Annotated in this window: 13 protein-coding genes; 1 reads left to right on the plus strand and 12 read right to left on the minus strand. The window is 36.8% G+C overall.

Translation table 11 applies throughout. From position 1 onward, the window contains the following. Nucleotides 1-12 precede the first annotated feature (12 nt). From argD to BCI01S_RS06680, 8 genes are all read right to left on the minus strand, one after another. Complete coding sequence (gene argD, locus BCI01S_RS06645) at nt 13-1,170, minus strand: acetylornithine transaminase (RefSeq protein WP_047942482.1); 1,158 nt, start codon at nt 1,168-1,170, stop codon at nt 13-15. Then, nucleotides 1,167-1,940 carry an acetylglutamate kinase gene (gene argB, locus BCI01S_RS06650; protein WP_047942484.1) on the minus strand — a complete coding sequence of 258 codons (774 nt, stop codon included), beginning with the start codon at nt 1,938-1,940 and terminating at the stop codon, nt 1,167-1,169. Before argB ends, argD begins: the two co-directional genes overlap by 4 nt. A gap of 11 nt (nt 1,941-1,951) precedes the next feature. Then, complete coding sequence (gene argJ / locus BCI01S_RS06655; RefSeq protein WP_144545354.1) at nt 1,952-3,178, minus strand: bifunctional ornithine acetyltransferase/N-acetylglutamate synthase; 1,227 nt, start codon at nt 3,176-3,178, stop codon at nt 1,952-1,954. Nucleotides 3,179-3,199: 21 nt separating this feature from the next. Beyond that, nucleotides 3,200-4,234: an N-acetyl-gamma-glutamyl-phosphate reductase gene (gene argC / locus BCI01S_RS06660; RefSeq protein ID WP_047942487.1), complete on the minus strand. Its 1,035-nt coding sequence runs from the start codon at nt 4,232-4,234 to the stop codon at nt 3,200-3,202. Between the two features lie 550 nt (nt 4,235-4,784). Further along, entirely contained in the window at nt 4,785-5,501 is a 717-nt protein-coding gene (locus BCI01S_RS06665; RefSeq protein ID WP_047942488.1) for a LutC/YkgG family protein, read from the minus strand. After that, nucleotides 5,501-6,928, minus strand: coding sequence for a LutB/LldF family L-lactate oxidation iron-sulfur protein (locus BCI01S_RS06670; RefSeq protein ID WP_047942489.1), 1,428 nt, complete (start codon nt 6,926-6,928; stop codon nt 5,501-5,503). Before BCI01S_RS06670 ends, BCI01S_RS06665 begins: the two co-directional genes overlap by 1 nt. An 18-nt stretch (nt 6,929-6,946) precedes the next feature. Beyond that, nucleotides 6,947-7,666, minus strand: a complete 720-nt coding sequence (locus tag BCI01S_RS06675) for a (Fe-S)-binding protein (protein ID WP_047942491.1) — start codon at nt 7,664-7,666, stop codon at nt 6,947-6,949. A 433-nt stretch (nt 7,667-8,099) separates the two neighbouring features. Then, nucleotides 8,100-8,837 (minus strand): FadR/GntR family transcriptional regulator, encoded by a 738-nt coding sequence (locus BCI01S_RS06680; protein WP_061797474.1) that lies wholly within the window; start codon nt 8,835-8,837, stop codon nt 8,100-8,102. Between the two features lie 254 nt (nt 8,838-9,091). Here BCI01S_RS06680 and BCI01S_RS06685 point away from each other — a divergent pair, with 254 nt between their 5' ends. Next, the gene (locus BCI01S_RS06685) at nt 9,092-10,777 is read left to right on the plus strand and encodes an L-lactate permease (protein ID WP_061797477.1); all 1,686 of its coding nucleotides are present in this window, start codon (nt 9,092-9,094) and stop codon (nt 10,775-10,777) included. 54 nt (nt 10,778-10,831) lie between these two features. Here BCI01S_RS06685 and BCI01S_RS06690 read toward each other — a convergent pair whose 3' ends face one another. From BCI01S_RS06690 to BCI01S_RS06705, 4 genes are all read right to left on the minus strand, one after another. Beyond that, nucleotides 10,832-12,097: a molybdopterin molybdotransferase MoeA gene (locus BCI01S_RS06690; protein WP_047942496.1), complete on the minus strand. Its 1,266-nt coding sequence runs from the start codon at nt 12,095-12,097 to the stop codon at nt 10,832-10,834. A 103-nt stretch (nt 12,098-12,200) separates the two neighbouring features. Beyond that, nucleotides 12,201-13,202 (minus strand): GTP 3',8-cyclase MoaA, encoded by a 1,002-nt coding sequence (gene moaA / locus BCI01S_RS06695; protein WP_061797479.1) that lies wholly within the window; start codon nt 13,200-13,202, stop codon nt 12,201-12,203. A gap of 133 nt (nt 13,203-13,335) precedes the next feature. Then, nucleotides 13,336-13,644 (minus strand): metal-sulfur cluster assembly factor, encoded by a 309-nt coding sequence (locus tag BCI01S_RS06700; RefSeq protein WP_047942498.1) that lies wholly within the window; start codon nt 13,642-13,644, stop codon nt 13,336-13,338. Nucleotides 13,645-13,764: 120 nt separating this feature from the next. After that, entirely contained in the window at nt 13,765-14,553 is a 789-nt protein-coding gene (locus BCI01S_RS06705; protein ID WP_047942499.1) for an alpha/beta fold hydrolase, read from the minus strand. Nucleotides 14,554-14,564 lie beyond the last annotated feature (11 nt).

A 14,564-nucleotide genomic window follows, 5' to 3' on the forward strand; every position in this document is an offset into this window, starting at 1 on the left:
AAAAAATACACATTAGATTGTTACTTTTGCATGAATATTTAAACTTTTTTGCATTATTTCCATTCCCTTAATAAAATCTTCCGGTGAAGTATTAAGACTTGGCAATAAACGTATAACCTTTTCCCCAGCATTTAAAACGATTAAGCCTTCTTTTCTTAATTCTCCTAATATAGAAGCAACGGGTATATCCAATTCAATTCCAATCATCAATCCTAAACCTCGAATGTCCTTTACATGTTGATTTCCGGCTAATTTTTCTTTTAAAAGGCTAAATACCCATTCACTTTTTTTCTCGACTGCTTCTAAGAAAGCTGGTTCAAAGATTATTTCCATTGTTTTAATAGCTGCTGCCATCGCTAAAGGATTTCCTCCAAATGTGGTACCATGGCTGCCTGGACCAAAGAATTCCTTTAGCTTTCCATCTGCCACAATAGCTCCTGTTGGAATTCCATTTGCCATTCCTTTTGCCACACTAATAATATCTGGTTTAATACCAAAGTGTTGAAAGGCAAATGCTTTTCCTGTTCTGCCCATTCCTGTTTGAATTTCATCAATTAGCAGCAAGACACCCTTTTCTTTGCAAAGTGCTTCAACACCTTGTAAAAATTCTTGAGAAGCTACATATATACCGCCTTCTCCTTGCACTACTTCAAGCATCACGGCAGCTACGTCTTCTGTTAATTGTTCTTTTAATGCATTTAAATCGTTAAATGGAACATACTCAAATGTCTCCAGCATCGGCCCATAGCCTTGCTTTATTTTATCCTGTCCAGTTGCTGACATTGTTGCAAAGGTTCTTCCATGAAAGGATTGCTTGAAAGTAAGAATTTTTGTTTTTCCCGTTGCTTTTCTTGCCAGTTTAATGGCTGCCTCATTTGCCTCTGCCCCACTATTCGCAAAGAAAACAAGATCCAATCCAGATGCATTCGTTAATATTTCTGCTGCCTTTTCCTGCACAGCTAATGGAAAAAGATTGGAAACATGCCAAAATTTATTTAATTGATGCTCAACAGCAGCTTTTACTTCTGGATGGCAATGTCCTAAATTGCATACCCCTATTCCTGAAGTAAAATCTAAATAAACGCCACCATTCTTACTATACAAATAACTCCCCTGCGCAGATTCTGGCTCTATTTCCCACTTTGAGTAGGTTGGGAATAAATGACTCATTCTACAATCCCTTCTTTCACAACAATTTTTGTTCCGATTAATTCTTCGCCATCAAAAAACTGTTTTTTTCCTGATATAATCATAACACTATTTAATCCACTCTCCAGTGCTGCGATAGCAGAGGTAACCTTCGGAATCATGCCCCCATTAATCTGTCCAGTGTTGATGTAATGAGTGATTTCCTCTTGTGCCATTCTTGCTTGAAGTTCTCCATCTATTAAAATTCCTGCTACATCTGTTACAAAAAGGCATTGTTCGGCATGTAAATACTTCGCAACTGCTGATGCTACATAATCTGCATTAATATTTAATTTTCTTCCGTCTTCTGTAATCCCTAATGGTGTTAGGACGGGAATCAAATTTTCCTCTAAAAGGGAGGAAATCAACCTGATATTAACTTCGGATACCTCCCCGACGAGTCCAAGCTTTTCTTCATCAATAAGAGAAGCTTTTATGCAATTATTATCTGTTCCATTAAGGCCAATCCCATTCAAGTCATGTTCTCTTAATAACTGAACAAGCTTACGGTTTGTTTTGCCTGACAGGACCATCTCGACTATTTCTAACGCCTCTTTCGTCGTTTTACGGAGTCCATTATGAAAGGCAGCTTTCACTTGAAAATAATCAAGCATTTCATTGATATCGGGACCGCCTCCATGGACGAAAACTAGTTGATAGCCTTTATTCTTTAACCTTTTTAAACTAGTAAAAAATTCTGAAGTTAGTTGATCGATTACACTTCCGCCACATTTTATAACAATGGTTTTCACTAGGTATCACCTCAAGTTCTGTAGCTGGCATTTATCTTGACATAATCATAAGATAAATCGCAGCCCCAGGCTTTTCCTTCGCCTTTGCCATTATGCAAATCTACAAATATCTGAATAAAATCTTGGTTTAAATACTCGATTGCCGTTTGTTCTGAAAACGACTGTGGTTCACTTTCCTTAAGCATAAGGATATCGCCAATCGCTATGTCTACTCTTGATGGATTAACGGCTGTTTTTGTTTGACCGATAGCGGTGATAATTCTTCCCCAGTTAGCATCTGATCCATAAATTGCAGTTTTCACTAAATTAGATCCTACTATTTGTTTAGCAATAACGCGTGCTTCTTCGTCATTATTGCTTCCTGAAACCTTTACTTCAATTAGCTTTGTTGCCCCTTCACCATCTTTAGCAATCTGTTTAGCCAGACTCTCACATGTTGTAGATAAAAGCTCCAAAAAGACCGGATAATCAGGATGTTCTTCGGTAAGAGGTTCGTTTTTTGCCATGCCATTTGCCAGTACAAGGACTGTATCATTTGTAGAAGTATCTCCGTCTACTGTAATTTGATTAAAGGTAGTAGGAATCACCTTACTTAACGCAGCTTGAAGAACTTCCGATGGGATGGCTGCATCTGTCGTAATAAATCCAAGCATTGTTGCCATATTAGGATGAATCATACCAGATCCCTTTGCTGTTCCTCCCATCGTAACAGTTACCCCCGCAATAGTTGCAGAAAAGCAGCATTTTTTCATTACTGTATCAGTTGTCAAAATGGCTTCTTGAAATGCTTCTGCATTTTGTGGAGTGGAATGAAAGATTAATTGATTAATTCCTTCTTTTATTTTATCCATTTGCAGATATTCACCAATTACACCTGTTGAAGAAACTGCCACATATTCTTCCTTTATTTGAAGATAAGTTGCCATAATTTTTCTCATTTCGTAGGCATCCTTTAAGCCTTTTTCTCCTGTACAGGCATTTGCACAAGCACTATTTACGACAATTGCTTGAATTCGTTTTTCTTTGGCAATAGATTCCTGCGTTACTTTTAATGGTGCAGCTTGAAAGTGACTTGCTGTGTATACAGCGGCACAATTTGCTGGAACGGCACTTACTATTGCGCCAATATCTTTCTTGTTGTACCGTAGTCCAGCATGAACACCTGCAGCTTTATAGCCAATTGGTGTTACTATACTCCCATCCTTTATTTCTTCTATATGGGATTGAATATTATTCATAATCTGCACGTCGGCTCCTCCTTATGGGTAAAGCGGCAGAAACTGCAAACCAGCTGTTTCCTCATAGCCATTCATAATATTTGCGTTTTGAACGGCCTGACCCGCAGCCCCTTTCATTAAATTATCAATAACCGATACAATCGTTATCCTGCCAGTACGTTCATCCACATTTATTCCAATATCACAAAAATTAGAGCCTGTAACTTCTTTTATCGAAGGATAGGTATGAAGTGGTCTCACTCGTACAAAAGGACTGTTTGTATAAATTTCTGTATATAAACCATGGATTTGCTCATTTGTGACACTTTTACTTAAAGTAGCATATATAGTTGCCATTATTCCTCTGCTTGCCGGCAAAAGATGGGTAGAAAAAGTAATAGCTTTCGACTCAGAATTCCAATCAGCTAACTGCTGCTCTATTTCTGGAATATGCTGATGTTCATTCACTTTATAAATTTTTAAATTTTCGCTCATCTCAGCATACATATTAGCCCTTGAAGGACTCCTTCCCGCTCCAGAAATACCAGATTTAGCATCCACTATAATACTATTTGGCAATATCATGTTTTCTTTTACTAGGGGTGCTAATCCTAAGAGCGTAGCAGTCGGATAACATCCCGGATTAGATATTCTCGTACTGGAAGCAATGTTTTCTTTATTCCATTCAGAAAGCCCATAAACAAAGCTATTAATAAGGTCTGTGGAAACAGGCTCCTTTTTATACCATTTCTGATAATCGTCTGTATTCCTTAAGCGAAGATCTCCAGATAAATCAACCATTTGAATCTCTTTATCTGCGAATTCTTGAACCAGCTTTCCAGATACACCTGTAGGAGTAGCAAAAAAAACAATATCGCATTCTTTTGCTATTTTTTCTGGATTAATTGGTTCTAGTTTGTTTTCCATTATATTAAATAAATGAGGATATTCATTCCATACTGGGACTTCATCTCTTGTTGTATGTACAGACTTAATTGTGAATGAAGGATGACTATGCAAAATTCTGATTAATTCTGCACCACCATATCCTGTTGTACCGATTATAGATACTTTCATAACTTCCTCCTTTCGACTATAAATGTATATTTAATCATTTTTATTTATATTTATTAATCTAAGATTCTCTTATTATAAAAACTACTGCATATAAAATCAACACTTTTTCATAAAAGTGATATTTTTCTTATTTTTCTGATAATTAATAAGGTATATGGGGATAATATTTTCCATGATTGGTGAAGAATAATTAAGAAACAAAGCGGATTTGAATTAGACAAAAATATTAACATCAGAAATTGCAAATTTATTTAGCTTGCATACATGCCATTTTATAAAGCAATTTATCAAAAACAAAGCAGCCAAAATACACTTAGACTCCTATGTAAGCTTTTAGAGACATTCTAGTCTTCGAAAATACTCGAGTGACTACCGAAAGGAAAGTGTATTCAGACTGCTAGCACTAAACAGCAAACTTTATAAAAAACATGCTAATCAAAAATTCATCTCTCATTTTCTTCCTAAAATTACGTCAATAGAAATTCATTTAACAACATCATCATATGAGGGTTTTATCTCGTGGTGTCAGAAATTTTCACAAAATGCTTATCTATAGATCTTCTACCACAATATAGGCAGCTTTTACAGGGCCATGGACACCAACCACTAAATCCATTTCAATATCTGCCGAGTTACTTGGCCCTGTAATATAATTAATACAAGACGGGAGTACTTCTCCGTTTTGTACTTTTTCCCGTAAAACTTTTGCTGCTTGAGTCATTCTTGGCACAATTGTACTTTTTGGAACGATTACAATACTATTTATAGGTAAAAAACTGACTGTTCTGCCACGATCTTTTCCACTATACACAACAACTGTACCTGATTCCGCTAACGTAAGTTCACTTATGGTAATCCCTATATTCGCCTGTTCTGCTTTGGAAATATTTTCTTTTCCTAAAGAGGCATCCCATTCAAATACATCGATATTTTCATCAGGCAGTTTCTCTTTAAATAGTGATTCTAATCCATATTGCTGATAACGTGGATCCTTCCAAGTAACAACCTTTCCTCCGCCAAACTCTTTTATTAAATGATGAAGTGTATGCTTCAATTCCTTTTGTGAAGTAATGACTAAATCTGTATGAATAAGTGTGCATTGGGATTTTAATACTTCAACTAACTCATCCTTTGTCGCATCTTTAAGCACTTCTTCTTGTGGGTAATAATTCCATTTCGGCCTTTCAAGTTTTGTTTTTCTTTGTCTGCCTAATCTCGAGGCAATGGTTTCAAGAAAAGCATCTCTATTGTGAATTGTTCCTGTCATTATTGTCCTTCCCCCTTCTCTCGATTCTTGAACCAATCACGAAATCTCTCTTTATTTGGGGCAGGAAGATCACGAATATCTGTCCATTCTTTTAACATTCCGATCCCTTTTGTAATTTTGTCTCCTTTTACTAATGGTTTCGTCACAGCTGGTGCTATTTTCGAGCCTATATTATACAGCTTTGGCGAAGAAGCACCGATGCCAAATGCTTTGAATATCATTTTTTCAGAAATGGGGGCTTTCCCTTCCTTTTCCACAATTACTTGTCGATGCTTATGGAGCAGCTCATGAAGCGGAATTTTAACTGGGCATGCATCTGTACATGCTGCACAAAGAGTAGAAGCATAGGGAAGCTCTTTATATTCTTCGTATCCGCCTAACAGTGGAGAAAGTACTGCTCCAATTGGTCCAGAGTAAATAGAGCCATAGGAATGTCCACCAACCTGTCTATATACAGGGCAAACATTTACACAGGCTGCACAGCGAATACATTGGAGAACAGATTGAAACTCTCCACCTAAAATATCTGAACGTCCATTATCTACAATCACTAGATGAAAGTCCTCTGGTCCGTCCACATCCCCAGCTTCTTTTGGACCCGTTAATGTTGTTACATAACTTGTAAGCTTTTGGCCAACGGCACTTCTTGTCAACATTCCCACTAATACTTCCATTTCATTAAAAGTGGGAACAATGCGCTCCATTCCCATTACGACAACTTGTGTTTTTGGAAGAGCTGCAACTAAATCGGCATTACCTTCATTTGTTACGAGTGTAATCGAACCTGTTTCTGCTACAGCAAAATTACAGCCTGTAATTCCCATATCTGCAGTTAAATATTCATTTCGAAGTACTTGTCTTGCATGCCATGCTAATTCTTCTGGTTTTTCTGTATTTGTATAGTTTAATTTTTTTGTGAATACATCCCGGATTTGTTCTTTATTTTTATGCAATGCCGGAACAACAATATGAGATGGAGGATCATGGTCATCTACTTGCAGAATATATTCCCCTAAATCGGTTTCAATTACTTCACACCCTGCCTCTTCTAACTTTTGATTTAACGAAATTTCCTCTGTTACCATTGACTTTGCTTTTACTACTTTTTTCACGTTTTTATCTATTGCCACTTGTTCAATATAGGCACTTGCCTCTGCTGCAGTTTTTGCAAAATAGACATGACCGCCACGTTTTGCCACCTGTTCGCTTAATTCATATAAATAATAATCCAGATTTTCTAAAACATGCTGGCGAATTTCTTCCCCGTGCGAACGCCATTCCTCCCAGTTTCCCATCGCCTCTGTCACATTATTTTTTCTCGTTTGAATCGTTTGCTGTGCTTTGGAGACAGCCCCACGCATAAAGTCATTTTCTAGTTCTGTCGACACTCTATCTTTAAATTTTTGTGAACTTGTTTTCATCGACATAGCTTATCATCCCCTCTGTTATGCTCGACTATTTAAAATTTCTGCTATATGTAATGCTTTAATTGGTTTACCCTTTCGATCAATTCTTCCCCCAATATTCATCAAGCAGCCTGCATCTGCACTAACTACATACTCGGCATTCGTTGATTCTACACAGGCTACTTTTTCGTCCACCATCTGCTCAGATATTTGCCCCATTTTCACAGAAAAAGTTCCTCCAAAACCACAGCAATTTTCCTTTAATGGTAATTCCGTATACTCTACTCCTTTCACATTTTTTAATAGCTTAATAGGAGCCTCTTTAACCCCTAGTAATCTCGTCATATGACAGGATGTATGGTAGGTAACCTTCCCCTTGAAAGTTGCACCTACATCTTCTACTTTTAAGACATCTACAATAAACTGTGTTAGTTCAAAAGTTTTAGCGGCAAGTTCTTTTGCAATCGGCTCCCATACTGGATCCCCTTTAAAAATATGCTGATACTCATGGAACATATAGGCACAAGAACCAGAGGGGCAGACAATATACTCTGCATCTTGGAAGGATTTCATCATTGTTTTCATCACTTCCTTTGTTTCCTTTACATACCCACTATTATAAGATGGCTGCCCACAGCATATTTGTGTCGTAGGAAAATCGATTTCACATCCCAGTCTTTCTAACAGTTCAACCGTTGCTTTCCCCACATCACTTTGAAACATATCAACTAGACATGTAGCAAATAATGTCACTTTCATCCTAAATATCCCCCTTTTTAAGAATAAATGTACTATCCATTTGATGTTTATATTCCTATGAACAGGTCATCAGATGACTCGTTTACAATAAGACTGACTCACGATAAATAGATAAAAAGAGTTACATACTTCCCCCCTATTGATTTTGCTTATTTAGACTACTTCCCAAAAATTAGTAGATTTTAGAAAAATGAATTAGTTGGAAGGTTAGAACAACCAGAACACAAGCATACTCAGCTGGGATTAGTGAGACATTTGAGATTATGTATGTCTAAATAAACAGCGGTTTATACCAAGTCCTATATATTTTATGTTCCATCCTCATTACAGTAATTTTAAATAAATATTTCCATGAAGCGTTTTCATTAATATAGACTTTGTCGCTAAAATTTGCAAGAATAAAAAATGCAAATATCAATTTTCCAATAGCGGATCATACCTTCTGTTCTTTTTCAGCAAAATACTTTTGAAGCACTGCTTCTACCTTTTGTAAATGATAAAGCATCGCCTCACTCGCTTTTTCCGCGTTTCTTTCTAAAATAGACTCATAAATAGTAAGATGTTCCTCATAAAGTCGTTCCGTTGTTGTTTGTTTAGAAAACAGCCATAAACGTCTTGTTTCTTTCATTGCTTCCTGCATAATATCCGAAACGTTGAGCAATAAATTTACCAGCAAAGGATTTTGTGAAGCTGCTGCTACGCCTAAATGGAAGTTTAAATCTGACTTTTCACCTAATTCTTCTACTCCATTTGCCTGTTTCATTTCTTCTAGCGCCTGTTTCATTTTTTGCAAATCTTCGTTTGTACGTTTATTCGCTGCTGCAGCTGCTGCAGCTGCAGCACCTACCTCCATAATCCTTCTTACTTCAAGGAGGTGATTTAGATCTTTTTCCTTCATCAAAATTGCTGTAGGAAAAGAAAAAGAAATTTGATCGGCTTCAAACCTTTTCACATAAGTACCTTCCCCTTGCTTCATTTCAATTAAACCTTTAGCTTTTAATGCGGAAAGTGCTTCCCTAACGGCTGAACGGCTTACTTGGAAGTTTTCGGCAAGCTGCTGTACAGATGCCAACTTTTCTCCAGGCTTTAAAGCTCCTGAGCGAATTCCTTCATGCAAGGCTTCTGCAATTTCTTCATAAATTTTTTTTGGGCGGATCTGCTTAAATTCCATCGTTCTACCTCCAACGCGTTCATCCTTTTTATTGTTATTATACTGCTAAAAGTTACATTTTGCATAAAAAAAGACATAATATTGTCAATTTTATGTTGTTTTTTAAAAACTCTCATTTTATAATAGGTTCATCGAGTCATCAGATGACCTAATATTTTACAATTTATTTATGATAACGATTACTTCATCTGATAATTTAGATCAAACATTCATTAGAAAGAAATCGTAAGTAGAAAATTAAGGGGGCTGAAATAATGACGTTTACTCAAGACTTCACCGCTGTTGGCGACAATTTAGCATTATCCGCGATAGTTGCCGTAATTCCAATCTTATATTTTTTTTGGGCACTTGCCATCAAACGCATGAAGGGACATATGGCTGGAATTACAACCCTGCTTCTTGCTTTACTCCTTTCCGTAACCGCTTTCAATATGCCTATTGGAATGAGTATTATGTCTGCGAGCCAAGGCATTGTTTATGGCTTATTACCTATTGGCTGGATTATTGTCACGTCAGTGCTTTTATATAAATTAACAGTGAAAAGCGGACAATTTTCTATCATACGAAATTTTATTTTGTCTATTACAGAGGATCGTAGACTTCAAGCATTGCTTGTAGCTTTCTCATTTGGGGCATTTTTAGAAGGCGCTGCTGGCTTTGGAGCACCTGTTGCTATTTCTGCTGCTCTTTTAGCTGGATTAGGCTTTAATCCATTATATGCTGCAGGCATCTGTTTATTAGCTAACACGGCACCTGTTGCATTCGGAGCGATAGGTATCCCAATTACTGCTGTTGAGGGACCAACTGGTATTCCGGCTTTTGAAATATCTAAAATGGTTGGTCGACAATTGCCTTTTATTTCCGTATTCATTCCGTTTTATCTTGTAATTATTATGGCGGGTTTTAAACGTGTATGGGAAGTACTTCCCGCTATTTTAGTATCAGGTATATCATTTGCACTTACACAATATTTATCTTCTAACTTCCTCGGACCTGAATTGCCTGATATTTTATCTGCGTTAGTTTCCTTATTTGCATTAGTTATTTTACTAAAGTTCTGGAAACCAAAAACAATTTTCCGATTTAAAGGTGAATTAGAAACAGCCGCTTCAGCTGAGATAAAAAAAGCTCCAGATCCTACATACTCTCCTGGTCAGATTTTTCATGCATGGTCTCCTTTTTTAGTATTAACTGCTTTCATTTCCCTTTGGGGGATACCTGTTATAAAAAATGCACTAACTGGCCATTATGAAGGGACAAATTTTATTTTAAAAGGTATTAATGGGTTGGGGGAACGATTGACTTTTCTGCCAGAAGTTCCATTACTTAACAATAAAATTATTAATGGCACTGGTGAAGCAGTTGCAGCTATTTTCAAATTAGAAGTGTTAGGAGCTGCCGGAACTGCCATTTTATTTTCTTGTATTGTAACAAAATATATTGCCCGCCTTTCTTGGAAAGATGTGTATGCTACAGCAAAGGAAACCCTTCACGAGTTAAAATTTCCAATTTTAACCATTTCGTCTGTAGTCGGTTTTGCCTATGTAACAAATGCCTCTGGTATGTCGACAACACTTGGAATGACCTTAGCTAAGACAGGAGCTTTATTTCCATTCTTTTCTCCCGTATTGGGTTGGCTTGGTGTATTTATTACTGGTTCTGATACATCTGCCAATTTAATGTTTGGAAATCTGCAAAAAGTAACTTCATTGTCTGTTGGTATGGATCCTGTCCTTGCTATTGCAGCTAACTCAAGTGGAGGAGTTACAGGAAAAATGATTTCTCCACAATCTATCGCTGTAGCTTGTGCAGCTGTTGGTCTTGCTGGTAAAGAATCCGAGCTACTACGCTTTACCTTAAAACATAGTGTATTCCTACTATTAATAGTATGTCTCATTACTTTCCTGCAACACAATGTACTTTCTTGGATGATCCCTTAAAAAAATTAAAAAGAAGAGCAGTCTCTTAGATGAAAATGCTCTTCTTTTTCCGATCTACAATAATAATTGATTCTGAACCTCTTCCAACAGTATTACCTTTACTATATCCCCACATTTGTATCCAGATTCCCCTCCTGGCAAAATTGTAAGCCCATTGGCAGATGCCAAACTACTAACAATATTTGATTTGTCCATACCGCTAGTCCGAGTTTCTATCTTTCCATTTACAATAGATACCCTACTTCTAATAAGTCGAGTAAAGGAATTGGCATCTGGGAAATTCTCTTTTAATACCGCGTCCACAATAGGTAAGCGCGGGTTTTCTATAAATAAAAGGCTTTTTATGATCGGATTTGTAAATAACTCAAAACCAACATAGCAAGCAGATGGGTTCCCTGAAAGTCCAAATAATAATTTACCATTTAAATTCGCTACCGTAGTGACACTGCCAGGCCTCATTGCAATTTTATTAAAAAGAACTTCTGCTCCAAGCTTACGGTAAATTTCTGGCAATAAATCATAATCGCCAACTGAAACACCACCTGTTGTTATCAACATATCAACCGAATCTATTTTTTGGCGAATAGCTTCAAAACTTATTTCCATGACATCTGGCAACTTGCCGAAATAGCGAGGAACCGCTCCTGCTCGTTCAATTTGTGCTAGTATCATATAGGCATTGCTGTTCCTTATTTTTCCTTCCTCCAGTTCCTCATGCACTTCCAATAATTCCGTTCCAGTTGCAAATAAACCTATAGTTGGTTTTTTGGCAACTGGAACTTGTTCTATACCAAATGTTGCTAAAACCGCCACTACTCCTGGATTGATTTTAGTTCCTTTTTTTAATAAGACTTCCCCCTTTTTTACATCCTCTCCTTGAAAAGAGATATTTTCTCCTTTATGTAACATATGATCTATTTTTATATATGTTTGGCCATTTTTTTTCCGCTCTACCGTCTTCTCAAGCATGATTACTGCATCGGCATCACGTGGTAACATGGCTCCTGTCATAATCCTGATTGCTTGGTACTCACCTATTTTTTTGGTCGAAACTTGCCCAGCACCAATTTCATCAATTATTTCAAACTCAACAGGCATTTCATATGATGCTCCATTTGTATCCTTTGCTCGTAATGCAAATCCATCATAGCTGGAACGATTAAATTTAGGCACATCATGTATTGCCTTTATATCTTCACTTAAATAACGGCCATTGCAATGATAGATTGAAACATATTCCTTTTCTCCTTCTCTCTTGTGTTCCATCACTCTGCTTATTGCCTCTTCTATTAGGATAGGAACTCTATTTTCCACTGTCATCGACTTTCACTCCTTATTTCCATGAACCAAAAAGAATGATGTATATCCTTCCACCATTCCTCCAAATCTCTTCTGTTCATTTTGTCATTTAATCTGCGGCATTCTATCCGCCTATATAAGACATTTCGACTTTTTTTCGCTGTTTTACTGTTTCTTCCGTTCTTTCATCGGAATAACGATCCCTTCTTTGTTCCCAAATGTTTTTTATAAAGCCTTCTAAAGCTGAATCATCTGCTCCTTCTCTAAGAAAATCACGAATATTATGGCCATTCCCATTAAAAAGACAGGTATACAGTTGGCCATTTGCAGAGAGCCGCGCTCTTGTACAGCTAGAGCAAAACGATTCGGAAACGGAGGTAATGAAGCCGACCAGCACATTTGCATCCTTATATTTATACTTTTTAGCTACTTCCCCAAAATAATCAGCCTCTACAGGCTCCAATTCAAAAGACTCTTGTAATTTCGCATATATTTCTTTTTTGGTAATAACATCTTTCATTTTCCATCCGTTAGTACTGCCAACATCCATATATTCAATAAACCGAAGTTCTAGCTCATTTTCTTTACAGTAGGTTGCCATTGGAATTATTTCAGAATCGTTCATTCCTTTTTTGATTACCATATTGATTTTTATACCTAAGCCAGCATTCTGGGCTGCCTCTATCCCTTTTTTTACGGGAGCAGCTCCTACATTGCGCCCATTCATCTGACCAAACAATTCATCATTTATACTATCTAAACTAATATTTACGCGCTTAAGACCAGCCTCCTTTAAATCATGGGCATATTTAGGAAGAAAGATTCCATTTGTTGTCAATGCAATATCCTCTAGACCTTCCAGTCGAATAAGCCTGTCAACTAGCACTGGCAAATCCTTGCGTAACAATGGTTCTCCACCAGTTAAGCGAATCTTCTCGACTCCCAATTCTACAAATATCTTGGCAATTCTTTCTATCTCATCATAAGTTAATAATTCACTTGGAGGAAGAAAGGGATAATCTGGACCAAATATTTCTTTCGGCATGCAGTATTGACACCTTAAATTGCAGCGGTCAATCACACTAATGCGCAAATCTCTTAATGGACGATTTAAAAGATCCTTCATATCATTCTCACTTCCTTTTCCTATACATTCACCAAAATTCCACTTTTATATTTTTATCATACCATTTTTCATAATATACAGTATATTAAAAACAAAGAAAAAAAGAAGGTTTCCCTTCTTCTTCACTCCCTGTTTATCGTACACCTAAGGCAATTTTTGCATATCTGGACATTCTATCTTTTGTCCAAGCTGGCGACCAAACGATATTTACTTCTGTGTCTTTAACTTCTGGAATATCTGTTAAAGCTGCTTTTACTTGATCCACAATAACGCCTGCAAGTGGACATCCCATTGCTGTTAGCGTCATGGTTACAACCAATAATCCATCTTCATTCAGCTCTAAGTCATAAACTAATCCTAAGTTTACAATATCAATTCCAAGCTCTGGATCGATAACAAGCTCTAGTGCACCCATTATACTGTCTTTTAATTCTTCATTCATTCAAAGGCACCCCTTATTTTTATTTATGGTAAAACGTATTTAAATATCTTCTAAAAAAGGAAGCTTTATCTTTATAGTTACACTATAACAAATAATTATGATTTGAAAAAAGGATTTGAATCACGCTTTAATTAATCCTTCTGCTAAATGTTTCTCAAACCATTCCACCGTTTTCAGCATGGCTCTTCTGCTTACTTTATGGCCAGTATTATCTTCAGAAAGATATGTTAGGCGATCTGGCGCATCTTTATATAAAGGTTTTATATGCTCATAAAATTGGTGGGAATAAGCATAAGGTACAACTTCATCTTTTTTGCCATGCCAGAACATAAGAGGACGTTTTTGTAATTTTTCTGGTGCCTTACTAAGGTCCAATTCCTCTAACTGTTTAATTAAATCTTCTATTTCATGATCACTTAGCGGCAGCTCATAGCCCCTTTTCTTCACTTCTGAAATGGTATAATGGGCAAATTTCTCATAATATGGCATTCCCATTAAGCTTACTGCCGTATTAATCCAAGGATACTTTCTTAATGCACCTAATGTAACGATTCCCCCCATACTTGTTCCTACGATCCCAATATATTGATCATCGATTAGCTCTTTGTCGCTGAAATAATCTTTTATCACTTCTATTTCCTCAATCGTCTTCATCACGATATTCCAAAAATGCATGTTTAATTCCATCGCTGATAATCCTTGGTCTCGCTCTCCATGATACAAACAATCAGGCAATACAACACGAAATCCCTTCTCTGCTAAATGATAAGCAAAATGAAGATTGTGTTCCTTTGCACTAGTGAAGCCATGGGTAAATTGAATATATGGTCGTTTTTGATCATAGTGGTCTTTTTTTACAATATGCAGTACAGGTATTTCCTCTATATGTAATTTTTCAACCAAAATCATCGCTCGCCCCT

The sequence above is a fragment of the Niallia circulans NBRC 13626 genome, assembly GCF_001591585.1.
GTDB lineage: Bacteria > Bacillota > Bacilli > Bacillales > Cytobacillaceae > Niallia > Niallia circulans.